General features: G+C 41.6%; 24 protein-coding genes. 12 read left to right on the top strand and 12 right to left on the bottom strand.

Annotated features, from left to right (window positions below):
* Nucleotides 1-27: 27 nt before the first annotated feature.
* From SD449_RS16015 to SD449_RS16005, 3 genes are all read right to left on the bottom strand, one after another.
* On the bottom strand, nucleotides 28-405 hold the full coding sequence (locus SD449_RS16015; protein WP_318312011.1) for a DoxX family membrane protein: 378 nt from the start codon (nucleotides 403-405) through the stop codon (nucleotides 28-30).
* 94 nt (nucleotides 406-499) lie between these two features.
* Nucleotides 500-1,285 (bottom strand): SDR family oxidoreductase, encoded by a 786-nt coding sequence (locus tag SD449_RS16010; protein WP_318312009.1) that lies wholly within the window; start codon nucleotides 1,283-1,285, stop codon nucleotides 500-502.
* A gap of 2 nt (nucleotides 1,286-1,287) precedes the next feature.
* Nucleotides 1,288-1,599 carry a cupin domain-containing protein gene (locus tag SD449_RS16005; RefSeq protein WP_318312007.1) on the bottom strand — a complete coding sequence of 104 codons (312 nt, stop codon included), beginning with the start codon at nucleotides 1,597-1,599 and terminating at the stop codon, nucleotides 1,288-1,290.
* 96 nt (nucleotides 1,600-1,695) lie between these two features.
* Here SD449_RS16005 and SD449_RS16000 point away from each other — a divergent pair, with 96 nt between their 5' ends.
* Nucleotides 1,696-2,595: a Mur ligase domain-containing protein gene (locus tag SD449_RS16000; protein WP_318312005.1), complete on the top strand. Its 900-nt coding sequence runs from the start codon at nucleotides 1,696-1,698 to the stop codon at nucleotides 2,593-2,595.
* Between the two features lie 267 nt (nucleotides 2,596-2,862).
* Here SD449_RS16000 and SD449_RS15995 read toward each other — a convergent pair whose 3' ends face one another.
* The gene (locus SD449_RS15995; RefSeq protein WP_318312003.1) at nucleotides 2,863-3,315 is read right to left on the bottom strand and encodes a DUF1569 domain-containing protein; all 453 of its coding nucleotides are present in this window, start codon (nucleotides 3,313-3,315) and stop codon (nucleotides 2,863-2,865) included.
* 53 nt (nucleotides 3,316-3,368) lie between these two features.
* Here SD449_RS15995 and radC point away from each other — a divergent pair, with 53 nt between their 5' ends.
* Genes radC through SD449_RS15965 form a run of 6 tightly spaced genes read left to right on the top strand, consistent with a single transcriptional unit; the run spans nucleotide 3,369 to nucleotide 8,983 of the window.
* On the top strand, nucleotides 3,369-4,067 hold the full coding sequence (radC, locus tag SD449_RS15990) for a RadC family protein (protein ID WP_318312001.1): 699 nt from the start codon (nucleotides 3,369-3,371) through the stop codon (nucleotides 4,065-4,067).
* 13 nt (nucleotides 4,068-4,080) lie between these two features.
* On the top strand, nucleotides 4,081-5,376 hold the full coding sequence (locus SD449_RS15985) for a polysaccharide deacetylase family protein (RefSeq protein ID WP_318311999.1): 1,296 nt from the start codon (nucleotides 4,081-4,083) through the stop codon (nucleotides 5,374-5,376).
* Entirely contained in the window at nucleotides 5,369-6,058 is a 690-nt protein-coding gene (locus SD449_RS15980; RefSeq protein ID WP_318311997.1) for a YjjG family noncanonical pyrimidine nucleotidase, read from the top strand. Before SD449_RS15985 ends, SD449_RS15980 begins: the two co-directional genes overlap by 8 nt.
* A 54-nt stretch (nucleotides 6,059-6,112) precedes the next feature.
* Nucleotides 6,113-6,664 (top strand): hypothetical protein, encoded by a 552-nt coding sequence (locus SD449_RS15975; RefSeq protein WP_318311995.1) that lies wholly within the window; start codon nucleotides 6,113-6,115, stop codon nucleotides 6,662-6,664.
* A complete protein-coding gene (locus SD449_RS15970; protein ID WP_318311994.1) occupies nucleotides 6,661-8,124 on the top strand; it encodes a DUF5723 family protein in 1,464 nt (487 codons plus the stop codon). Before SD449_RS15975 ends, SD449_RS15970 begins: the two co-directional genes overlap by 4 nt.
* A 13-nt stretch (nucleotides 8,125-8,137) precedes the next feature.
* Complete coding sequence (locus SD449_RS15965; protein WP_318311992.1) at nucleotides 8,138-8,983, top strand: hypothetical protein; 846 nt, start codon at nucleotides 8,138-8,140, stop codon at nucleotides 8,981-8,983.
* Here SD449_RS15965 and SD449_RS15960 read toward each other — a convergent pair.
* Nucleotides 8,980-10,257 (bottom strand): replication-associated recombination protein A, encoded by a 1,278-nt coding sequence (locus SD449_RS15960; protein ID WP_318311990.1) that lies wholly within the window; start codon nucleotides 10,255-10,257, stop codon nucleotides 8,980-8,982. The two genes, SD449_RS15965 and SD449_RS15960, sit on opposite strands and share 4 nt — an antisense overlap.
* A 120-nt stretch (nucleotides 10,258-10,377) precedes the next feature.
* On the opposite strand from SD449_RS15960, the gene SD449_RS15955 reads away from it, so the two are divergent.
* The gene (locus SD449_RS15955; protein WP_318311988.1) at nucleotides 10,378-11,109 is read left to right on the top strand and encodes a rhomboid family intramembrane serine protease; all 732 of its coding nucleotides are present in this window, start codon (nucleotides 10,378-10,380) and stop codon (nucleotides 11,107-11,109) included.
* Nucleotides 11,110-11,112: 3 nt separating this feature from the next.
* Here SD449_RS15955 and rlmB read toward each other — a convergent pair whose 3' ends face one another.
* From rlmB to SD449_RS15920, 7 genes are all read right to left on the bottom strand, one after another.
* Entirely contained in the window at nucleotides 11,113-11,850 is a 738-nt protein-coding gene (gene rlmB, locus SD449_RS15950; RefSeq protein ID WP_318311986.1) for a 23S rRNA (guanosine(2251)-2'-O)-methyltransferase RlmB, read from the bottom strand.
* Nucleotides 11,851-11,864: 14 nt separating this feature from the next.
* Nucleotides 11,865-12,650: a hypothetical protein gene (locus tag SD449_RS15945; RefSeq protein WP_318311985.1), complete on the bottom strand. Its 786-nt coding sequence runs from the start codon at nucleotides 12,648-12,650 to the stop codon at nucleotides 11,865-11,867.
* Entirely contained in the window at nucleotides 12,647-13,390 is a 744-nt protein-coding gene (locus SD449_RS15940; protein ID WP_318311984.1) for a hypothetical protein, read from the bottom strand. Before SD449_RS15940 ends, SD449_RS15945 begins: the two co-directional genes overlap by 4 nt.
* Complete coding sequence (locus SD449_RS15935; RefSeq protein WP_318311983.1) at nucleotides 13,387-14,733, bottom strand: aryl-sulfate sulfotransferase; 1,347 nt, start codon at nucleotides 14,731-14,733, stop codon at nucleotides 13,387-13,389. Before SD449_RS15935 ends, SD449_RS15940 begins: the two co-directional genes overlap by 4 nt.
* Nucleotides 14,734-14,813: 80 nt before the next feature.
* Entirely contained in the window at nucleotides 14,814-16,166 is a 1,353-nt protein-coding gene (locus tag SD449_RS15930; RefSeq protein ID WP_318311981.1) for a hypothetical protein, read from the bottom strand.
* Nucleotides 16,167-16,177: 11 nt separating this feature from the next.
* Complete coding sequence (locus SD449_RS15925) at nucleotides 16,178-17,818, bottom strand: SusD/RagB family nutrient-binding outer membrane lipoprotein (protein WP_318311979.1); 1,641 nt, start codon at nucleotides 17,816-17,818, stop codon at nucleotides 16,178-16,180.
* Between the two features lie 12 nt (nucleotides 17,819-17,830).
* A complete protein-coding gene (locus SD449_RS15920; protein WP_318311977.1) occupies nucleotides 17,831-21,067 on the bottom strand; it encodes a SusC/RagA family TonB-linked outer membrane protein in 3,237 nt (1,078 codons plus the stop codon).
* 527 nt (nucleotides 21,068-21,594) lie between these two features.
* Between SD449_RS15920 and rpsL the strand changes: the two genes are divergently transcribed.
* The 4 genes from rpsL to rpsJ are packed head-to-tail and all read left to right on the top strand — an operon-like array spanning nucleotide 21,595 to nucleotide 24,918.
* Nucleotides 21,595-21,969: a 30S ribosomal protein S12 gene (gene rpsL, locus SD449_RS15915; RefSeq protein WP_013305196.1), complete on the top strand. Its 375-nt coding sequence runs from the start codon at nucleotides 21,595-21,597 to the stop codon at nucleotides 21,967-21,969.
* Between the two features lie 19 nt (nucleotides 21,970-21,988).
* Nucleotides 21,989-22,465: a 30S ribosomal protein S7 gene (gene rpsG, locus SD449_RS15910; RefSeq protein WP_318311960.1), complete on the top strand. Its 477-nt coding sequence runs from the start codon at nucleotides 21,989-21,991 to the stop codon at nucleotides 22,463-22,465.
* Between the two features lie 8 nt (nucleotides 22,466-22,473).
* Nucleotides 22,474-24,600, top strand: coding sequence for an elongation factor G (gene fusA, locus SD449_RS15905; protein WP_318311958.1), 2,127 nt, complete (start codon nucleotides 22,474-22,476; stop codon nucleotides 24,598-24,600).
* A gap of 12 nt (nucleotides 24,601-24,612) precedes the next feature.
* Nucleotides 24,613-24,918 (top strand): 30S ribosomal protein S10, encoded by a 306-nt coding sequence (gene rpsJ / locus SD449_RS15900; protein ID WP_014032013.1) that lies wholly within the window; start codon nucleotides 24,613-24,615, stop codon nucleotides 24,916-24,918.
* Nucleotides 24,919-25,040 lie beyond the last annotated feature (122 nt).

The raw sequence follows: 25,040 nt of genomic DNA, 5'->3' as shown, positions 1-25,040 counted from the left end.
CCTCCAATTCAATTGGAGGTTTTTTTGTTAAGGTCTTAAAATGTCCTTGTACCGGTCTTTATAGCCGACAAGCACAACAATGTTGAGAATCAGTAGTGCTAGAGCAGGGGCAATGGATTCCATCGCCATGGTTAGGTGCAATAGGACGGCACATACCGATACGCTCATCAATATGATTGCCATTAAAGCTCCGTATTTGTTCAAAATGAAGGAAATGCCTGCCAATACCTCTACCAATCCCACTAATATTAGAGTTTTGGACATTGTCAACCCTGTAAAATAGGCCATCATACCTTCTGGCATTTCCTCAGGAGCAGGGAGAAAGGGGTAAAGTTTGTTGGCGCCAAATACAATGACGAACAATCCCAGAAGAATACGGGCTACCATAAAAACTTTTGAATTCATAGGTATAAATTTTATTGGTTATACACTAAAAGTATTCAAAAATTGAATATGTGATAATTTTTTAGGTGAATTTAATTTGTTGGAAGTCAGTTTTTTAAAGCGATTTCAACAAGCCCCCGTCAATAGGGATATTGGTGCCGGTAATAAAAGCCGCTCTGTCCGATGCCAAAAACGCGACCAAATATCCATACTCTTTGGGGTCGCCGATGCGTTTTACAGGGACCTGTTCCTCCATATTGGAGCGAACTTCGTCAGGCGAAATCCCAAGTTTTTCAGCTTTTTTGGAATTTAATTGGGCAATACGGTCCGTGTCAAAATAACCTGTAAGAGTACTGTTCACCGTAATGCCGTCTTTGGCAACATCGAAGGCCAAACTTTTGGCCCAGGTGACCACGGCCGCGCGAATGGTATTGGAGAGCGCCAAATAGTTCAAGGGTTCCTTAACCGAAATTGAGGCAATGTTGATGATACGGCCCCATTTGTTTTTTTGCATATGTTTTAGGGCGAGTTCCGTAGTGTAGACAACGGACTTGAACAGCAGGTCAAAAGCATTTTGGTAGTCAGGTACATTTTTCTCAAGTGCACCACCACCTTCCGGTCCTTGTGTATTATTGACCAATATATCCACGGTATTGGTCTCGAAGTACTCCGAAATTTTCGATTTATATTCATCGAAGTTGGTAAAATCCACGGCCAAATATTGATGTTTTTGTTCATGTGAACTGTCCATTTCGGCAATCAGTTCTTTCATGCGTCCCTCGCTTCGCGCCATAAGGGTCACACTGGCACCGCTTTCGGCCAATTGCCGGGCGATAGCTTCACCGATTCCTTTGCTGCTGCCCCCTACGAGCGCTTTTTTTCCTTTCAGAGATATGTTCATGATTATCGGTATTCTTCTCTTACGGGACTAAAAATGTCCATTAATTTGCAGGGTGTCAATGCTTTTCCACTATGTGGAACATTGGACGGAATCACTACAATATCTCCTGCCGAATATGTTTTGGTTTTGCCGTTCAAGCTAAATTCAAAGGTACCTTCGACCACATGCATGATCTGTTCATGGTCGTGTTGGTGTTCGGGCACTACGGCATTCTCCTCCACATCCCAAAACACCCAGCTCATGCGCTCGCCATGTACCAATTTGCCATGGTACCCTGGAATGATTTCCTTCGATTGGATTTCTGATAGGTTCATTGTTTTCAAATTTGGGAACAAGATAAAGATTAATATAGAGTTGCCGTATTTGTATTCGCAACCACATTGGCTATTTTTGAGCTCTAATTTGAAGCAATGCAGGTACACTTTATAGGTTTGGGCGAGGTCAATATGTTCAATTTGGCCATTGCCTTGCATAAAAAAGGGGAAATTGTTACGGGCAGTGATGAAAACTTTGATGCATCCCTCACGGCCATTATGCAGGAACAGGGATTGGTGTCCAATAAGGTCGGTTGGTTTTCCGATAAAATCAACGACCAGCTTGATGTTGTTGTATTGGGGGCCAACGTAAAAAATGACAATCCGGAACTTGTGAGGGCAAAAGAGCTGGGTTTGAGATTGGTTTCCTTCCCAGAATTCCTTTTTGAACTCACCAAGTATAAAACTCGCGTTGTGGTTGCAGGGAGTGAAAATAGAACCAAGATAATTTCAATGATCTTACATGTGTTGGAGTATAACGAGGTCGAAACAGACTATGTTTCAATGAAACCCAATGGAATCCAATTGACCGAAAAGAACGATTTTATCCTTATGGAAGGAGGCGATGGCCCTTCTTCTGCCATCGATGCCACTCCACAATTCCATATCTATCAGCCAAATATTGCTTTGTTGGGTGATATTACATTTGGAGAAGGCAGTTTTTATAACGACTTCGAAACCTACACGGAACAGTACGGGATTTTTGTTGACAGCATCGTAAAAGGAGGTAGCATTACCTATAATGTTGAGGATTCCGAGGTAAAAAAACGAGTGGAATCATCCGAAAATCCGATCAGGAAGTTTCCTTATACAACCCCGGAATATCAAGAAGAAGATGGTCAAATAGTATTGGACACGCCCGATGGCGAAATGCCATTGGAAATTACAGAGGCCAATGATTTAAGGAACATCGCAGGGGCCAAGTGGATATGTCAGCAAATGGGAGTGGACGAAGTGGAGTTTTATGAAGCGATGGCCACTTACCGGCAGTTATAGGTTGGGCGTCCAAATAAACAGGCAAATGTAGTTTTGTCAGTTCGTAGTTTGTGGAACGGTAATTGACTGATTTTGTGAATGAAACAGTGGGTTCGCAAAATCTTGTTTTACTTGAAACGATTTATATCGGTTTCATTTTTTGCTTTTATGTTGGGGATTTCCAACGTTTTTTTACAAGAAGACCGAATGATAAATGATTCAAGGAAAAAAGTAGAACAACACGAAGTTCAGGATGAAGACGATTCTCTCTGACCATTTTTCCCTATATCAAACATTGAATTGCCTTAAATGATGGTCCAAGTGCTTGTATTGCATTTGTCCCCACTGCTCAGGGGTAAAAGAACCAAATGCGGGGTGAGGTTCCCATTCTTGCTTATTTTTTTCTTGATGGAAATCGTTGATCAGGCCGATTAACACCTTCTTTTCTTCATCAAAATTTTTAGCATCCACCACTTTGAATCCTTTGGCGGTAGGAAGGCCTTGTCGCCATGGTTTATCATCATACAGGCTTTTCTTGAAAAATTTACCCATCAACTTTAGCATAGGGCTTGGCTTGTTGTTGGGATTGTGCTTTCCCAAAGCTATTTTTAAGGGAAACTGACAATGATGTAGCATTTGGCCCACCTCCATTTTGCCCCATTGCCTTTCCGAGGAATCTGAAAGTGTGTTGATTCTGGATAGGATTTCTTCGTGGGCTTCTGGATTGAAAAGCGATTTCATGCTGATGGATTTATATTGAAAATTACATAAAATTATTCTTCTATCTTTAGGCCATGCAAGAAAAATTAGCTTCCTTTTCCATTAAAAATTGGGCGGATGACGACAGGCCAAGGGAAAAATTGGTGCAAAAGGGCAGTTTTGTGCTGTCCGATGCCGAGCTCATAGCCATTTTAATTGGTTCGGGGAGCCGTAATGAAAGTGCCGTGGAACTTTCCAAGCGTATCTTGGCCTCGGTGAACCATAACTTGAACGAGCTTGGGAAACTGTCCGTGAACCAATTGATGAAGTTTAAAGGAATAGGGGAGGCCAAGGCAGTGAGCATTGCGGCCGCCTTGGAAGTGGGCAGGAGAAGACGTTTGGAAGATACTTCAAAAATCATCAAGATCAAAAGTAGCCACGATGCCTATGAACTGCTCTATCCGCTTATCGGGGAGTTGCCGCACGAGGAATTCTGGATTGTTTATTTGAACAATTCCAACAAAGTCATGCATAAATCACAGCTGAGCAAAGGTGGCATTACAGGAACCTTGGTCGATGTGAGATTGGTTTTGAAACAGGCATTGGAACTCGGGGCCGTAGGCATTATCTTGGCCCATAATCACCCATCCGGAACATTGGAGCCAAGCATGGCCGACAAGCAAATAACGCAAAAATTAAAAATGGCCTCGGAAGCATTGGATATCAAAATTCTGGACCATTTGATTTTGTCACAACAGCAGTATCTTAGTTTTGCCGATAAAGGAATACTATAGTCCATTTTAGCCTATGTTATTGATTTTTACCCATAAGGTAACCAACCGATTAACGTATACCGCCAAGCAGATTTTTGAAAAAATTCTTGGCGTGGAAATGGCTTTTACCACAAAAGTGGAGGATTTCATCAAACACAGTGGTCCTAAGATGACCTATTCCAAACAGCCATTGCAGAACGAGTTTTTTGTTCGCAGCAACGACCTTTTGTTTGAGCAGGGCATCAACGATATCGATATCAAGGTCTCGGATTGGGAAGGAGTTCCCTGCTTTTTTTCTTCGGGGGACAAGAGCGCTATCCCTTTCGATATTTTTTCGGCCAGTTTTTTTCTATTGAGTCGATATGAGGAATATTTGCCCCATGTGAAGGATAGTGTAGGCAGGTTTCCGGTAAAGGAAAGCATAGCCTATCAAAACGGGTTTTTGGAACTGCCCGTAGTAGACCTTTGGGCCTACAAGCTATATGATGCATTGAAGAACCGGTTCCCTGATCTGGAGATGGGAGAAAAAGAATATCGGTTCAGCTCTATAATCAACGTAACAACCTCACATGCCTATGCAATGCGGGGATTTGCGCGCACCATTGGGGGATTTTTACTGGACTTTGGAAATTTTAAGTTCCGCAATGTCTGGGAGCGGTTCTCCGTACTCACCAGATTTAAAAAAGACCCTTACGATAATTTTTTTGCCTTGGTGGACATCCATAAAAAGTTTCCCATTAAAACAATGTTCTTTTTCCAGTTCGCCAAACACTCCGCACACGACAAAAACGTATCCACGAACCACAATAGGTTTCGTTACCTGATCAAATCGGTGGCCGATTACAGTATCGTTTCCTTGAGTACCTCCTATGTGTCCTCCTTGGACAAGAATGTACTGCGGGAAGAGAAAAAACAATTGGGAAACCTGATCAACAGGCCCATTAATTATGCTAGGCTGCGATATAACAAGGTGAACGTTCCCGCGACTTACCGTAACTTGGTGGAAACCGAGTTTACCGACGATTTTTCCATGGGCTATACCCACGAAATAGGTTTTAGGGCCGGAACCTGTACCCCTTTTTATTTTTACGATATCAATACCGAGGTTAGGCAGCCCATAAAAATACACCCCTTTGCCATGCACGATTACGCCTTGATAAAATACAAAAACAAGGAAGAGGTCTTTGAGAAAATGGACAAGGTCTATCGGTTGGTGAAACAGGTCAGGGGCGATTTTATCCTTGTATTTTCCAACGAACTGCTGGGTGGTAAGCAGCAGTTGGATTGGATGGAACTCTATCAATCTATTTTAAAGCGCTATTATGTTTGAGGAAAAAATAACGGATATTTTTTTCGACCTTGATCATACCCTCTGGGATTTTGAAAAGAACTCCGCCCTCACTTTTGCAAAGATTTTGGTGGAGCATAAGATAGAAGTAGATCTGGACGGCTTTTTGGAAGTGTATGCCCCCATCAATTTTCAAATGTGGGCCTTGTACCGAGAAAACGGAATAAGCAAGGAAGAGCTCCGCTATCAACGATTAAAACAGACTTTTGACAGGCTGACGGTCGAGGTTCCCGATGAAGTAATCGACAAACTGGCCTATGACTATATCGCCCATTTGTCCTCCTTTACCCATTTGTTGCCCAATACGTTGGAAACTTTGGAGTATCTCTATCCAAAATACAGACTGCACATCATTACCAACGGATTTCAGGAAGTACAGACCAAAAAGTTGAGGGGAAGTGGAATCCATCACTATTTTCAAAAAATAATAGACTCCGAGATGGCAGGTGTCAAAAAACCACATCCGTACATTTTTGAAATGGCCTTGGAAATGGCCCAGGTGGACCCCAGAAACTCTTTGATGATAGGGGATAACATCGAAGCGGACATCTTAGGGGCAAAAGCCATGGGAATGCAAGTTCTGCACTATAATTTTCACAGGGATTCAGATCATGGGGAATGTATCATGATTAACGACCTAATTGAAATAAAAAGCATTTTATAGAGTTATATAAAATGTGGTTTACCCCATTTTTGACACTAGAAATTGCTTTCAGCTATGAAAAGATTGCACTACTGGATATTCTTGCTTACAGGAATTTTGTTTTTGGCCATTTCCTGTACCGAAGAACAGGATTTCAGTCAGTTTGATGACTTACAAGTCACTCCAACATTGGCCTCTGGGCTTTTCTACATGGAATCCGATGAGGCCACGATAAATGAAGCCGGGGCAATCAATTCTTTTTACTCCCAGGAAATCAATTTTGACGCTTTTAACGAACAATATGTGGCAGAACGTCTTCTGGAAGGCGTCATTACCTATGAAATCGACAACACCACGAGCAAAGAATTACGATTGATCATAGAATTTTTGGACGATGCAGGGCAACCGTTGGACAGGGAGGTTTTTACCATTGAGGCAGACCGATCTGAAATGGTGGTACGGGAAGTGCCCTACGGTCCCGGGGGCAAACCCATCGATATTCTAGCCAATACCTCAAGCCTCTGGATAACGGCCAACAATTTAGGGGATGCCACTAGCGTCTCTTCCGCCGAGGACCCAAAAATAATTTTACGCTCCGGGGCACAATTTGTATTTCAGTTGCAATGAGATTATCACAAAGACTTCTTCTGGTTTTCCTATGCGTTTGTTCGGGACTTGCTTCACAAAACAAGGAACTGCTGTATGACTTTTATGAAATTCCACAATCGTTGATGGTAAACCCGGGGGTGAAGACTTCCCAGCGATGGCATGCAGGTATTCCGGTAGTGTCGGGACTGTTTCTGCAGGGCGCAACAAGCGGTGTTACTGTAAACGACCTCTTCGCCAATGACGGCATTGATTTTACGACCAAGGTACAAGAAAGGCTTTTGGACGTTATGGGTAACAAGGACGATTTTAGCACCACCAGCCAGATTGAAGGTTTTACAGTCGGCTTTAGGGGCAAAAATAGGCCGGACGATTACTATTCCTTTGGAATGTATGGCGAAACTGATATTATCACATATTGGCCCAAGGATTTGGCCATTTTGGCTTTTGAAGGAAATGGCGGCGATAATATTGGAAGAAGCTTTGATCTTGGGGATTTGAACCTTCGTGGGGAAATGGTAAACGTATTTCACTTTGGGATCAACAGAAAAATGGGTGCCGACCTTACCTTGGGTGCCAGGGCGAAAATATATTCGAGTATCTTTCAGTTTCAGTCCATCAACAATTCAGGTTCATTTGTTACCACCCAGGGGCAGAACAATGTTTACGAGAGTACCATCAATGCCGATATGCAGTTGCAGACCGCCGGGGTCAAGGGATTCTATGATATCATCGAAGAGGACACGAACAGCACTCAGAAAGATTTGGCCAGCCTGTTCTCCCAACGGGTCTTGTTGGGTGGAAATCTCGGTTTTGGATTGGATTTTGGATTCAGTTACATGCTCAATCCCCAGACGACAATTACCGGAAGTATTCTCGATTTAGGTTTTATCAGTAACACCAAGGATGTTTGGAACTACACCTTTTCCGGAAGCACAACTACGGACGGTATTTCTGTTTTTCTTCCCGAAGACATAGACAATGTGAACAATGATCAATGGGACGAGCTTATTGATGAGATAGACGAAGCTTTGCCGCATGGCGAAAATGAATCGGGCTACATTTCGTGGAGACCCGTTAAAGTGTATGGTTCTATTAGATATGATTTTGGTCAGGGCGGAAATGGTGGAGTTTTCGACAATTGTGGATGTGCGGTCAACGGTGGTGGTGCATCAAGTTCGTCGGATTACTATAGGAACAGCGTTGGCGGACAATTATTTATGATGAAGCGACCAAGGGGTGTGCAGGCAGCCATCACAGGGTTTTATCAACGAAGACTTGGACGGGTCGTTGCCCTGAAAACAACATATACCGTTGACAAATATTCTTTCAGCAACATCGGTCTGGGGGCAAATCTTCAATTGGGACCGGTCAATTTTTATATCTTGGCCGATAATCTGTTGAGTTACGCCAATATTGCCGATAGCCACTATGCTTCTTTACAATTTGGATTTAATATTATATCTTGGAACGATAATTGATTTATCCTTCCATATGAGATTCAAAATACTTTACATATTGCTCTTTACATTAGGGTTTAACAGTGCCGCAAATGCCCAGTTGAACGATTATAAATATATCATTGTTCCCAAAAGGTTTGAGGACTTTAAATCTGTGAACCAGTACCAGACCAGTACGTTGACCAAATATTATTTTAAGGAAAATGGATTTGATGCTGTCTATGATGATGCACTTCCGGTAGATTTGGCCGGCAATAGATGTCTGGGGCTTGTTTCCAATATTATTGACGAATCTTCCATGTTCACCACAAAAGTGATAATCACCCTGAAAGATTGTAATGGAGTGGAGGTTTTTAGGTCCATTGAGGGAACCAGCAAAATAAAGGATTATGACGAATCTTATAGGGAAGCTTTGCAAAATGCCTTTGTTTCCTTTGCTGGAATGAATTATAAGTATGAGCCCAAGCAAGAAGAAATAATAAGAGAAGCCCCCGTTACATTGAGTTTCAAAGATGATGTCAAATCCGTGGAGGATAAATCCAAAGCGCATGTTTTGGAGCAAAAGGCCACAAAGGAAGAACAGGTGTACAAGGCCGTGGAGCCAAAACCAACATCTATTGTTAAGGCTTCCGATACCACAGCGATGGATACAACATCGTGGACAGGTCTGCTGTACGCCCAACCCATTGAAAATGGTTACCAACTAGTGGACAGCACCCCAAAAGTTGTGCTGAAGCTTGAGGAAACCTCAATGGAGAATGTTTTTATGACCAACTTTAATGGTAACAACGCAGTAGTCTTTAAAAAAGATGGACAATGGTGGCTGGAGTATTCCGAGAACGGTAATAAAGTACAGAAAGAGCTCGACATCAAGTTCTAGAAACTATACTTGTCTTTCCACCTTTTCTTTAAAAAATCCTTCATAGAATTTTCACGGGGATTATTACCGGGCCTATAAAACGTAGTTCCGGAAATTTCTTCGGGTAGAAACTCGAAATCCACAAAGTTGTTTTCACGGTCATGAGCGTATTCGTACCCTTTACCGTATCCTAGGTCTTTCATCAATTTGGTGGGTGCGTTCCTTAACGGAACCGGTACGGATAGGTCGCCTGTTTGCCGCACTTTTTGTTGGGCCTCGTTGATTGCCATATAACTGGCGTTGCTTTTTGGCGAGCTTGCCAAGTACGTAGCACATTGGCTCAAAATGATCCTAGCTTCTGGATATCCTATGGTAGTGACCGATTGGAAAGTGGTGTTGGCAAGGACAAGTGCCGTAGGGTTGGCGTTCCCTATGTCTTCCGATGCAAGTATGATCATTCTTCTGGCAATGAACTTTACATCCTCTCCGCCCTCGATCATTCTGGCGAGCCAGTATACCGCTGCATTGGGGTCGCTTCCACGAATACTTTTAATAAAGGCTGAAATGATATCATAATGCTGTTCACCCGTTTTGTCATAAAGCACGGTGTTCTTTTGGACTTTGTTCATTACCAGTTCGTTCGTAACGGTAATTTTGTCACTTCCTTCCGAATTGATGATCAACTCGAAAATGTTCAGCAATTTCCTGCCGTCTCCTCCTGATAATCGTAATAGAGCCTCCGTTTCCTTTAGGTCAATTCGTTTTTTGGAAAGTGCGGAATCGGTTTTGATGGCACGTTCCAAAAGCGCAATAAGGTCTTCTTTGCCAAAAGGGTTCAACGTGTACACTTGACATCTTGACAAAAGTGCGGGTATGACCTCAAAACTGGGGTTTTCGGTAGTGGCCCCGATGAGCGTCACCCAGCCTTTTTCAACGGCACCGAGCAATGAATCTTGCTGCGATTTGCTAAAGCGATGTATCTCATCAATAAAAAGAATGGGATTTTTGGAGGTGAACAGTCCCCCGCTTTGTTTTGCCTTTTCGATTACTTCACGAACATCTTTTACCCCACTGCTGATGGCGCTCAAAGTATAAAATGGCCTTTGGCTTTCCATGGCAATTATATTGGCCAACGTAGTTTTCCCAGTTCCAGGAGGTCCCCAAAAAATCAGCGAGGGAATAACACCCTTTCTAATTTGATTGGTCAAGGCACCTTCCTTGCCCACCAAATGTTGCTGACTGATGTAATCCTCTAAAGTTTTCGGGCGTATGCGTTCTGCCAAAGGTTCGTTCATGATGTAAAAATAAAATAAATTCGACGGTCTTTGGTCCTTGCTTCACAAAGGATTTTTATGGACAACCTGACAATTTGTATAAATTTATGGTTGTGGCGGGATGTTTGATTTTATCGTTTTATGAGTTTAGATGTACTGAAATTTTCAAATACTGTTCTAATAGCTCCTTTGATAGCGGTACTTTCCATTTGGACGGTGTTTTGGGTCGAGGTGCAGTTCAGCGTCAACTTGAACGAGTATGGTGTTTATCCGCGCACAGTGTCAGGATTAAAAGGTATTGTGTTCAGTCCCTTTATCCATGGTTCGGTGTCCCATTTATATAACAATACTATCCCATTGGCCGTTTTGATGGCCTTTCTGTTCTATTTTTATCAAGATGTTGCCTTACGGGTGCTGCTGTTCGGAACTCTGGTTTCGGGATTGCTTACATGGGCCATCGCAAGGCCATCGTACCATATCGGGGCCAGTGGTGTTATCTATTTGCTCGCAAGTTTTATATTTTTCAAGGGGATTTTTGCCAAGAACTACCGTTTGGTGGCGCTTTCGTTGATCGTTGTCTTTATTTATGGCAGTATGGTATGGTATATTTTTCCGGTAAAGGATGGTATCTCGTGGGAAGGTCACCTTTCAGGATTTGCAACGGGACTTGTATTTGCCTTTATTACCAAAGTCCGTGTTCCCGAAGTACGGAAATATGATTGGGAACGGGAGGATTACAGGGAAGAGGACGACCCATTTTTGCAACACTTTGATGAGGATGGCAATTTTATAGAGACTTCATCCGAGGAATCCGAGGAATCCGAGGACCAGATAGAAATTAAATACCATTACAGAAAATCTACTGAGGAGTAGCAATCAGCCTTTACGCTGCCGAACCACTTCATAAAGAAAAACGCCGCAGGCCACGGAAACGTTCAACGAGCCAATTTTTCCCATAAGCGGCAACTTGGCTTGATAATCGATAATTGCTAGGGTAGAGGGGGAGATGCCCTTTTCTTCCGACCCCATGATAATCGCGGTAGGCTTGTTAAAATCCACGCCATAAATTTCATCTTCGGCCTTTTCAGTGGCTCCCGTAACCACAATTCCAGAGGATTGCAGGTAAAAAATGGCATCCTTTAAATGGTCCACTTTGGTTATTGGGACATTAAATGCAGCCCCTGCCGATGTTTTAACGGTGTCGTCGGTGATAGGTGCTGCGCCATTTTTTGGTACGATGATGCCGTGGACACCACAACATTCCGCGGTTCGGATGATGGCCCCAAAATTTCGTACATCGGAAACCCCGTCCAGAAGTAGGAACAAAGGAAGTTCCTCTTTGGCCAGAACTTGCTCCACCAATGTTTCGAACTGTAGAAACTCGACCGGTGAAATCTGTGCTACAACGCCTTGGTGGTTGCTCCGGGAAAGGCGGTTCAGTTTTTCTATGGGAACATAGGATACGCTGATGCCGTTTTTGCGCACCGTGGATTCCAGTTCTTTAAAAAGGTCGCCCTGTAGTCCTTTTTGGATAAAAATTTTATTGATGGGCTGGTTGGCATGTATTGCCTCTATAACGGCTCTTATACCGTAGATTATGTTGTCAGATTTCAATAGGTGTTTTTTGATTAGAGAACAATATTATTGAAAAAAATCAAAACGTCTTGTTCGCTATCCAAATCTAGGTCATTTTTTGAAAGATTTTTTGAATCAAAACCTCCAATGTTTTCCTCGAGAAATTTAAATAGTTTTCTTTTTTTGGAAGGTAATTCCAAAATTCTTTCTGTGGAATTTGTCTTTAAATAATATCCGGTGAAAGGAGTGAACCTGCTTGGAATGGGGTTTACCATTGAGTTTTGTGCTTCTTTTCCTTCAAAGTATTTTACTGTGTACTGCTTGTAAAGGGTAGCGCTATCCGTTTCGGAAAGAATTTTTAGATACCCCCTTTCCAGGTCTCCATCCTCATTATAAAAATCCCTGTAGATATATTTCTCTCCTGTATTGGAGACAATGTAAATATCCTCGTTTTTAATAAGAGCCTGGTACGCTTCTTCCTCTAGTTGCGTTTTTTTTACTTCCAACTCATCGGAAAAGGCATTGTATCTAAAATATACATTATCCAAAAATTCCTCTTCCGTAAAAACTTTGCCCAGAACAAAGTCTTCTTCTTCGTAGGCCGAACCCTTTTCTGGACCAATATAAAATTTTTGGGTAGTACCATTGTTCCTTACCTCCCTCATCAACTGGTCCATTGCCGGATTCCTTCTTTGAAAATAGTTGGAAAGAGGACTTCCTTCAACCATACCACCGTTCCCCAGAGCAGCTTGTACATTGGAGTCACTAGTGTTCAATACCTGGCCAAATGAAAAGGAGACGCAGGTTAATGTTAAGAAAATTGTTGCTTGTAGTTTCATAAGTCATCGATTTTTTGAAATAATTGTTTTAACTCATTTTCACTGTTTAAATCAGTTTTTTCATCTTTTAAAAGTTCTTTTATGGTTTTTCTCTTGTCAGGGTTAAACTGTTTTAAAAATTTACTTTTTCTGTTTTCAATCTCATCTATGCGGTTAACCCCAGTTTTTTGAAAGTAATATTCGGAAAAGTGTGTAAATCTGCTTGGTGTTCCCCGCACCATGGAATTTACGGCGGCTCTTTCTTCGGTATACTTTACTGATAGTTTGTGGTAAAGTTTATAATTTTTGCCTTCCCAAATAGTGGCAAGATAACCGTTTTTTGTCTCACCTTTTTTGTTGACGAAGGTTGAGAATTTCATCATTTTATCACCATAGAGTATTTCAATTTTCTTATCTGGCAAAAAAGATTTGGAAGGTTTTTCATTTTCAAGGCTCTCCTTGATTTCAAATTCACTTCTAAACGCATTGTACCTAACAAAGAAATTGCCGACCAATTCATTATCGTAGTATACTTTACTTCTAACAAAATTATCGGTATAATAAGGGGACCCCAGGATATTCTCCGATTTGACGAAAGCGGAACTTCCTGCATTTCTAATTTCCATCATTACCAGATTAAGTTGGGGGTTGCCCCCTCGGGCATTGGAAAAAAGGCCTTGTTCCCCGGTAGGGGCAGTTGATAACTGTGCAACCGATGTAAAGAAAGATAGCAATAAAAGTGTGGTTATTGAATATTTCATTTGTTAGTGTTTTTTAAAATTCCATTAGATTTTAGTTCGTCTTCTGTGTAGCTGTAACTTCTCCAATAAAAGCCATTTCCAGAAAACTTCCAAACAATTTCCTTATCTCTGGTAACTTCCCAAAGCCCGAAGTCACCTTCTGTAATCAAAATGTTATCGTTTGGCAAAATAACAGCTCCGGAGACTCTTGCGGAGAATAGCTCGGGGTCGGTAAACTCCCATTGAACAATTGGAGGGTTGTACATCCCGTTTATGTCTGTAAACTCTTCTGGTAGTTTTATTTCAAATACTGTGGATTGAAATTTGTCTGTTCCATTGCCGAACACTAATAAGGTTTTGTCGTTTATTAGATTAGGATGATGATTATTATGGAACAATCTGGTTGTTTCTGTATCCTTATATGCTTCCGGATTTCCAAAGCGGTATACCAAATCGCCTCCTTTTCCATATGCACCGCCTTCCGATGAAGCAGCTTCTTGTTTAGTGGTGCTGTGGTCGATTACCCATATTTCGTGGTAAAAGTTTGCACTCAAATAAATTAAATCTTCCGTGGCACTATATGCGAGTCCATTTGCATGGCTTACATCACCACTGTCAAGTTGATTATAGTTAATGTCGATTAACTGATTATTTTCGGATATAATTCCATAATTGGGCAAAGAATCGTCATAGTCCTGAACAATGTGGTCCCACATATGCCATTCCCATACAATTTCGTTACTTGCTGGGTCGACTTCGATTATTGCATCCGGAAAGATATCAATGTCTTTTTTATAACCGTTGGAAACCGCAGTTTCAGCAGCTATTTTTTCCCAAACCATTAGGAGTACGTTTCCATTTGGAAGTCGTTCTGCATCGTGGTGGAGGATATAATCTTCGGAGGAATAAGTGAATTCCCATTCAATATTGCCTTCGGTGTCCAGCAATTCGATTTTGCCTCCATGACCTCCCAATTGAATCATGGGCTCTTCTGACTCCAACATTGCGAGCAATTTGCCGTTACTTTCGATAACACAATCATTGCCGAGGTTACCGTTGTTGATATTCCAATCGAATATAATTTCTCCCTTTTTATTTATAAGGTAGACCAGATTGTTTTCCGCATCGTTGATTAGAATAGGATTGTTGTCAACCAGATTTTCATTAAAAACCTCTACATCTCCAGCAAGATCAAATTGGGGCAATGGTTCTTCTTCATTTTCAGAATCTGATTCTTGGTCATCGTTGTCATCCGATTGTTCTTGGTTTTCTGGTATGATAGGGTTTTGCGGATCTTTTGAGCATGAAAGTGCTATGAAGAGCAAGGTTAAAAGTAAAACTTGGTTTAAAGAACATATTTTCATAGCGGTAGTGTTGGCGTAAAAATAAAGGCCACCTTTATAAAGGTGGCCTTTAAAACAATTAATAATTTATGTTAAAAAGCTTATTCACAAACTTTTAATTCAATACTATATTCGATAGGATCTTGACCATTTGTGTTTGGGAAAGGTCCTTCAGACGCTGCTCTTTGACCATTGGGGTCAATGATGTCAAAAGAGTTCTCATCATCCCAATCTCCACTTGTATAAACGATAGTCAACGATGTGGCTCCTTCCGGAACGGTGAACGAACCAGTGGCTTCCTCACCTGTTTCAACGCTAAAAGGAGAATCTGGAACTTCTACGCCATCCAAGGTTACAGTTATATATCCTCCGTTCCATCCATCACCATAACTATCGACCATGTTGATGGTGTATTCACCAGCATAGGGTCCGTCAGCATTCAACTGCACACACTCAGAGGTTGTAATACTATAGAAATACTCAGTATCGTTTTCATCTGTGGTAACAATTCTTCCATCCGCAGTAACGATTTCATATCTCAACTGAATGTCATCACCTACTGCCATATCTGAAAGTTCTATGTTGTCTCCCAATAACTCGTCCAAGGTGTAACTTAGCATAAGGGTCCTTGCTCCATCTTCAAGGGTCAAGTCAGCAATGGTGTAGCTTTCGAAAAGCGCTTCTTCCTCTGTAAGGTTGACCGCATCTTCACCAATTGTTAAATCTCTAAATGTTCTATAAATATTAAGAGTCTCCAATAAGCTGCCCTCGCTTCCATCGTCTATACTGATAGAGGCTTCATAATCCTCATTTATGCCTCCTTCTGACAAATCGATTTCATCTGATGTCGTTACTTCATAATCAAATGCTATTCCATCGTCTATAGGAAGGGAATATAGGAATGGCGAGCTAAAGAATGAACCACCAGTTACTGTAACAGCGGCGTCACTGGCTTTATAGGATGTACCATCCGTAAAGAAAAGCTCAAGGTTCATTACGATTCTGTCGCCTGGTAGAACTTCCGTAAGAGGAATGTTCAACGTAGACAAAGCCTCTTCCATGGTAAAGGAGAAACTTGTAGAAGGCAATCCCCTTGATCCGATACTAAAAGCGGAGGCAGGTATAGTACTGTATGCAACTCCTGATACGCTGACATCATCTGCTGCGCCATCATCTGTTTTATTGTTGTCAATATAGTCCACTGTTAAATCTACTCTATCAATGAGTGCTCCTTCGGCTTCGTCTTGCTCCTCTACAGTTACCGAGAAGGAATTTTCTGTACGGAACATATCAAATGCCTCGTCCAGTTCATCTGGAGTAGTTTCCAGTGTTCTCAAAACGGCTCCAGAAGTATATTCTTCCAAAACCTGATCCACTACCTTGTCCTCATAGTCGCAAGAATAATTGAGGGCGAGAAGGGATGTGCAAATAAGATATAAATTAATTTTTTTCATCGGTATTTTTTTTAGTTAGCAGGAGGGAATGCTGGTGATGCTGGGTTTGTATCCCAGAATACTTGCACAGTTACTCCTGATTTCTGTTCTATAAACTGATTGTTACTAGCTGCATTCGCAGGATAGAAAAAGGAACGAATAAAAGCTCCAGGATCGGGCTCTAAACTTGGTTCAAGATCATTAGGATAACCTGTCCTTCTATAGAAGTTGTAAGCATCATGACCATTACCTTTCAATGAAACAAATAGTTGGTCTGCCAAAACATTCCATTTATCAGTTCCCTCTGCGTCATCAAACTCAGTTCCTATAATGGCCACAAAGGTTGATTCATCGGTAGGAGTTGGTCCAACGGATAAATCTGCTTCAGTATCCAAGGATCCAAATTCGGTAACCTTATCAATGGATTTTTGAATACCGGAAAGAATAAAAGGTCTAGCAGCAACCGGGTTGCTGGCCATCAATAGTTCAGCTCTCCAGAAATCAACAGTTGATGCCAATAACATTGGAGTAATACCGGCACCGCCACCGCCAGCTCCTAGAGCTACTTCACCGAAGGAACTGTCGTCGTACTTTCCAGCAGCAGGATAAACGCCTGGTGCAGTTTTTAGGAAACCATCTGGGGGAATACCCTCGTCGTTACCATGGTTTCTTCCCCAATAACCATTGGGCAGGGAACAATATGCATAGCCTCCCGTAACGTAATGATCGGGTGGTGTAGTTAATGAACAAGCCAAGGTTTCCTCATTCGGCGCTACACCAGGTGCTCCCGGGGTAGTTTCACTTTGCCTATAGAAGTAATACCTAATTCTAGGATCATCGGTGGTTTGCATCAAGTCCATTAACCATATGGACATATATTGTTCGGTACCTTGATTTGTATACTTCGCATTGTACTCAGGGTGACGTGTATCAGGTTGTACTTCATTAACTCCCCAAGTGAACTGAAAATCTTCATCGTTGGTCTGGATATAATTACCGGAGGAAATGATGCTATTGAAAGCAGCAGTATTACCGGTATTGACATGCAAACGAAGTTTTAAGGTGTTTGCTGCTTTGATCCAAGCTTGTGCATTGCCATTATAATAGAAATCTATATCTGGCAGAGACGATGAGGTTTTCCCAAAATTTGCAATAGCCTCGTCCAAGAGACTAAGGGCAGCGGCATAAATATCCGCCCCACTATCAATATTTGGGTTCAAAATATCCGGAGCTTGAATAGCTTCGGAATAAGGTACGTCCCCAAAATAGTCTACCAACAGGGTAATGGTGTACGCCTCCATTACTTGACCCATACCAATATGATAGTATAATTCGGCTTCTTCAGCCAAAACGTTCATGTCACGTAAGTTCTTAATGGTTTCTTGATATGCACGTTCCCATGCCGTGTCAAAATTTGCTGGGGAATAGGCATTTTGATAGTTACGCGTTCCCATGTTCTCAATTCGAACAACTTCGGCACCGTCTTCACCCAATTCCTGAACGACCTCTGCAAAACGCTGTTGTGCAGCGTTTAGGTAAAAGTCAGGATTTGCTTGACTTGGTGTCAATGCATTTGGGTCGGAAGTGAGATCCAACTCTGTTGATTCACAAGAGTTAAATACTACTCCGGCTACAAGTGCAACAGTAATGTATTTTATTATTTTTTTCATCATCTATTTTTTTAGTTAAAATGTAGCTTTAACACTTAATCCGTATCTTTTGGAACTTGGTCCATTCAAATAATCAAATCCTCGACCGTTACCAACACCGACACCAGCTACGTTGGGGTCAAAATTGGTGCCATCGGGCATATTGATTGCGTCATACCATAAGTTGAACCCTGATAGTGTTAAGCTTAAGGAACCAAAAGGTGTTTTGTCCAAGAATTTGGATGGTAATGAATAGCCAAGGGAAATTTCCTGTAACCTAATTACTGAAGCATCAAAAATACCCAGTTCATCAGGACCAAACACTACATTGTTAAAGTAGAATGTAGAGTTGTTTATTTGTCTTGTGTTTGGAGTTCCATCTTCCAAAACTCCAGGCAAAATAAAAGTATTCAAACGATCTTCTGTATCTGTAGTAAGACCACGACCCAAAAGTGTTGAAACGGTTCTACTGTAAATATCACCTCCGTGCGTATAATTCAATAAGAAATTAAACGAAACGTTTTTGAATTTTAAACCGTTACTAATATTTAATGCCCAATCGGGATTTGGATTACCGATAACGAACGTTCCTTCTTCTTCTACATAATCACCGGCAGCGTTCACTAAAAGTTCACCATCATCATTTCTGGCAATTCTACTACCTACAATAACGCCCAGCTGCTCTCCTACAATCGCTGCGTTTCCGAGGTTGCTAAATCCGGCATAAACAACTATGTCTGTATCCACCCCAAGATCTATAACCTCAGATTTGTTTGTAGTCCAGTTTGCGTTTATGTTCCAATCAAAACCACCTTCTTCTGTTGAGCGAAACAAGGATAAATTAAGATCTGCTTCGATACCGTCAGAATTAATTTCACCAATGTTGGTCTGTGTTGTAGTATAACCTGTGGATGGATCCAATGGTCGATCAATTATCAAATCTGTAGTTGTTCTTGTATAGTAAGAAAAGTCAAGAGATAAACGATTGTTAAAGAATCTTGATTCCATACCTACCTCAATCTCTGATAAAAGCTCAGGTTTCAAGTTCGGATTTCCCAACCTATTGGCACTTGTGTTCGCTACGACATCAACACCAGATGCATCCTGGAAAAACTGAGTGTTCAGGTCCAAAGTGGATGCTATTGGATATTGTGTAGGGAAGTTGGCAGATGTTCCATAACCAGCTCTAAGTTTAAGGTAATTTACTCCGCCAGGACTTTGAAGCCCTTCGATTAATTTGGTTGGAATAATTGACAAACTTGCACTTGGGTAGAAAATTGAATTGTTTTCAGAGGACAAGTTGGACACATAATCGTTTCGGCCGGATAGGGTCAAATATAACATTCTGTCATAATCAAAATCCAATTGTCCGTAGAGACCTACAATGTTTCGCTCAGTAGTAAACTGAATTTCATCTTGCAGTGCAAAGTTAAAATGCCTTAACACGCCGAAAACTTGCTGTCCCGAACTGGAAACACCGGTTTGATTAAAAAATTCTCTACGAGTAGTGGCGCCTGCGTTGAAACTAAAGCCTATTTTCTCTGAAAGTTCATATTGCCCCGTTAAGATTAAGTTGTGGTCCTGAATGGTATTAGAGTTGTTCCAAGTTTCGTAAATACCACTTTGGGTAGCAACACTACCACCTACACCACCTTTGTTTTGGTAATTAACGTTGTTTTCAGAATAGAAATCCAAACCAAAACGATAGGTAAGGTTAAGGTTGTCGTTAATACCGTAAACAAGAGCGGCATTACCAAACACCCTATTTGTTACTTGTTGGGTTTGGGCATTTTTTACAGTCCACAATGGATGTTGAATATCGTTAGTTTGTCTGTAGTAAACGCTACTGCCATCGATAGGGTTTTCAAAAGGAAGTCCTTGAATGTCGATGTTTCTAGGTGTATAGAACAAATTCGCGAAAATCGAGGAACCTGTACCGAACACACTATTACCAGTACTCGCCGCAACAGGAGGAGATACAAAGTTTGTGTTGGAGAAGTTCATGGTACCTGAAACTGTAAATTTATTGGAAAGCTCAGCTCTACCGCCTAAACCTATCGTATACCGTTTCAAATTATTGCCTGGCGTAAATCCTTCGTCATCTAAATGACCAAAATTGGCATTGTATGTTACTGACCCGTCATCAGAGCCACCGTTGAAATTTACGGAATTGGACTTAACCACTCCAGTTCTAAAGAACTTTTCTACACTATTGTAAGGTTTCCACTCGTATCGGGCTCCCTGAAATTCTGGGAAGCCTGCTTGTACAGCGGAAATTGATGTTGAGTATGGATGAGCGACCGTTCCTTGATCATCGATTGCTGACTGGTTAGCCCAACCGGCAATGCCATCCCTTTCAAAGCTTGGCCCCCAGTTACTGAAGAACCATCCAAAAGCCTGGTCAAAACCACCTCCATAGGAGTCTTGATAGTCTGGCAAGGAAGCGATTTCATTGAAAAATACAGAGCTGCTTACTGTAATTTCATTTTTCTTGACACCTCCTGCGCCAGGAGCTCCATTCTTAGTGGTTATTAGGATAACCCCGTTTCGTCCGGCGGTACCATACAAAGTGGCAGCTGCCAAACCTTTAAGTACGTTGACACTCTCAATATTATTAGGGTCCAAATCAAGAAAACGGCTGGAACCATTGTTTCCATCAACAAAGCTTCCACCTTCACCATTTTGTGTTTGTCCATTTGTTCCACTGTCAAAAGGTACTCCGTCAACAATAAACAATGGTTGGTTACTTCCACTAAAGCTACTTAGACCACGAATTACAATGCTCGTACCAGAACCAGAAAGTCCACTTTGTGCGGTAATGTTAACACCAGAAGCTTTACCGGTAAGAATTCTACCGACGTCACCTTCTGCTCGTTGCTCCAATTGTTCGTTGTCTACCTCGGCAACCGCATAACCTAGCGCCTGCTTTTCCTTTTTAATACCTTGAGCGGTAACAACTACCTCCTCTAGGGCTTGGGTGTCTTCCACCATTTGTACATTGATTACACTACTAGCGCCGACAACCTTAGTACTAGGTTTTTGTCCGATATAGGTAAAAAGCAATGTTTGCCCCTCACTTGCGCTGATGGCGTAATTTCCATCAAAATCTGTTTGAGTACCTGTGGTGGTACCTTCAACGACAATGTTGACCCCAGGCAGCGGGAGGCCATCGGCATCCGTAACTGTACCTGTAATCGTCTTGTCTTGTGCATAGGATATATGCACAACAAACGCCAATAATAGCGTTAACAATCCATTAAGTTTTGTTCTCATTGTTAAATTATTTGAATTAGCTAGTCGCTAAAGTCATAATTTCATGTTAATAATCCAAACTAATTTTATAAAATCTTTAAGAGTTACTGTTTAAATGAAATAACCGCAAAATGAACAACATTCATTGTTAAGTATGCAATTTGATGGGGGTAGAATTGTCCTTAATGCAAATAATTGATGGAGGCACCCTATATGAGAAAGGGGTGTGTGGTTTTTACATTTGTTTTTTTAAAAATCGAGGCTGTATTGACGGTATGTCGACAATATGTTAGAGAAATGTTAAGACAAGGATAAAAGGATTTTTCAATCATACCTTAATATATAGCCGCGAAAGAGACTAGAGACTTTTATTGGATTCTCTGCAATATTGGCGGATATTTTGATGTCAAAGAGGAGCATTTTAGACAAGTGTTTATTTTTTTTGAAGTTAAGCTCAAATTTAATTGCACTGGATTTGAATTATTAAGAATAATCATTACATTTGCAGCCCTCAAAATGAGGGTTATTTAGTTTTTAAAAGAAATTTAATGCCAACAATTTCACAATTAGTACGAAAAGGAAGGGCCACAATTACCAAGAAGAGTAAATCGGCTGCTTTGGATTCGTGTCCTCAAAGAAGAGGGGTTTGTACGCGTGTTTATACTACTACACCTAAGAAACCGAACTCTGCAATGCGTAAAGTTGCAAGGGTTAGGTTGACCAATGGTAAAGAGGTGAACGCATACATCCCTGGTGAAGGACACAACCTCCAAGAGCACTCGATAGTATTGGTTAGGGGCGGGAGAGTAAAGGATTTGCCTGGTGTGCGATACCATATCGTTCGTGGTGCATTGGATACCGCAGGTGTTGCGGGTAGAACGCAGCGACGATCAAAGTATGGTGCAAAGCGTCCAAAGAAGTAAACAACTTTAAGAAGAAGCGATGAGAAAAAAGCAGGCAAAGAAAAGACCGTTATTGCCAGACCCAAGATTTAACGATCAACTTGTTACACGTTTTGTGAACATGATGATGTGGGATGGTAAAAAATCAATTGCGTTCAAGATTTTTTATGATGCAATTGATATTGTTGACGAGAAAAATACTGACGAAGAAAAAACTGGATTGGAGCTTTGGAAAGACGCTCTTTCCAACGTAATGCCACATGTGGAGGTTCGTAGTAGACGAGTCGGTGGTGCTACATTCCAAATCCCGATGCAGATTCGTCCGGATAGAAAAATTTCCACTGCCATGAAATGGTTGATCAGCTATTCAAGAAAGCGTAACGAGAAATCGATGGCGCAAAAATTGGCAGCTGAAATTTTGGCCGCGGCCAAAGAAGAAGGTGCGGCAGTGAAGAAAAGAGTAGATACACACAAAATGGCCGAGGCCAATAAAGCGTTCTCACACTTTAGATTCTAATCAATACAATGGGAAGAGATTTAAAATATACAAGAAATATTGGTATTGCTGCTCACATTGATGCAGGAAAGACAACTACTACAGAACGTATTCTTTTCTACACAGGTGTGAGTCACAAAATTGGAGAGGTGCACGATGGTGCAGCTACCATGGACTGGATGGAGCAAGAGCAAGAGCGTGGTATTACCATTACTTCTGCCGCTACCACCTGTACCTGGAAATTTCCAATGGAGAACGCGCAAGCATTACCGGATACAAAAGATTATCACTTTAATATTATCGATACTCCCGGACACGTTGACTTTACGGTTGAAGTAAACCGTTCACTTCGTGTGTTGGACGGATTGGTGTTCTTGTTCAGTGCCGTTGATGGTGTTGAGCCCCAGTCCGAAACCAACTGGAGATTGGCCGACAACTATAAAGTGCCAAGAATCGGGTTTGTGAACAAAATGGATCGTCAAGGATCTAACTTCTTGGCTGTTTGTAAGCAAGTTCGAGAAATGTTGGGTTCCAATGCGGTTCCAATCGTATTGCCAATTGGTGACGAGGCCGATTTTAAAGGTATCGTTGACTTAGCAAAGAACAGAGCTGTTGTATGGCACGAGGATAACTTCGGTTCCACCTTTGATGTCGTTGATATTCCAGCAGAAATGCAGGATGAGGTTAGGGAGCACCGTGCTGCCTTGATCGAAGCTGTGGCGGAATATGATGAGCAATTGATGGAGAAATTCTTTGAGGATGAAAATTCCATCACCGAAGAAGAGGTGCATGCTGCTTTGCGTGCTGCCGTTATGGATAGGGCCATTATCCCAATGATCTGTGGTTCTTCCTTTAAAAATAAAGGAGTTCAGTTCTTGTTGGATGCAGTATGTCGTTATTTGCCTTCTCCTTTGGATAAAGATGATATTATAGGAATCAATCCGGATACGGAGAAAGAAGAAAGAAGAAAGCCAGATCCAAAAGATCCTTTTGCGGCTCTAGCCTTTAAGATTGCTACGGATCCTTTCGTAGGGCGATTGGCATTCTTTAGAGCATATTCAGGAAGATTGGATGCAGGTTCTTATGTACTGAACAACCGTTCAGGAAACAAGGAGCGTATATCTCGAATCTATCAGATGCACTCCAATAAACAAAATGCCATCGATTTTATCGAGGCTGGAGATATTGGTGCTGCTGTTGGATTTAAGGATATCAAAACTGGGGATACGCTTTCAGATGAAAAACATCCGATAGTCCTGGAAAGCATGCAGTTCCCTGAGCCTGTAATCGGTATCGCTGTTGAGCCTAAAACTAAGGCCGATGTTGATAAATTGGGTATGGCTTTGGCTAAATTGGCCGAAGAGGATCCAACATTCCAAGTGAAAACAGATGAAGCATCCGGACAGACCATCATTTCTGGAATGGGAGAGCTTCACTTAGATATTATTTGTGACCGTTTAAAGCGTGAGTTCAAGGTAGATGTTAACCAAGGTCAACCTCAGGTTGAGTATAAGGAGGCAATTACCGGAACTGCCGATCATAGAGAGACTTACAAGAAGCAAACTGGTGGTCGTGGTAAATTTGCGGATATCGTATTTACTATGGAGCCTGCCGAAGAAGGCAAGTCTGGACTTGAGTTTGTAAACGTGATCAAAGGTGGTAACATTCCTAAGGAATTTGTTCCGTCTGTAGAGAAAGGTTTCAGAGAGGCTATGAAAAATGGTCCTTTGGCAGGTTTCGAAATGGATTCTATGAAGATTACCTTGAAAGATGGTTCTTTCCACCCTGTGGATTCCGATCAGTTATCTTTCGAATTGGCTGCAAAAATGGGTTACAAGGTTGCTGCCAAGAAAGCCAAGGCCATCATAATGGAACCGATAATGAAATTGGAGGTTCTTACCCCTGAGGAAAACATGGGTGATATTGTTGGAGATTTGAACCGAAGAAGGGGACAGGTCAACAACATGTCGGATAGGGCAGGTGCCAAGGTTGTAAAAGCTGAAGTGCCGTTATCGGAAATGTTTGGTTACGTTACCGCCTTGAGGACATTGTCTTCAGGTAGGGCGACGTCCACAATGGAATTTTCACACTATGCAGAGACTCCTTCCAACATTGCAGAGGAAGTAATCAAAGCAGCAAAAGGAGTAACCGCTTAATTTTTCAGCAAGATGAGTCAAAAAATTAGAATAAAATTGAAATCTTACGATCACAATTTGGTGGACAAATCTGCTGAAAAGATCGTGAAGACAGTAAAAACAACTGGAGCTGTGGTAACTGGACCAATTCCATTGCCAACACGCAAGAAGATATTTACAGTTTTGCGTTCACCCCACGTGAACAAAAAATCAAGGGAGCAATTCCAATTGAGCTCTTACAAGAGATTGTTGGATATTTACAGCTCTTCATCAAAAACTATCGATGCCCTTATGAAGTTGGAACTTCCAAGTGGTGTTGAAGTTGAGATCAAAGTTTGATAAGGTTCTTGCCGAAGGCAGGAGCGAACATGTCCCGAACGACGGTTCGGGAAAAACGGAGAAAGAAAAAAATCTGGGTCAGAACAGAATATTTTCTTGACCCAATTTTTTTGCCAAGAAAT

It is taken from the genome of Flagellimonas crocea, from assembly GCF_033441595.1.
GTDB lineage: Bacteria > Bacteroidota > Bacteroidia > Flavobacteriales > Flavobacteriaceae > Flagellimonas > Flagellimonas crocea.
Note: the sequence above shows the minus strand (reverse complement) of the source record. Positions and strands in the feature narration are given on the sequence as shown.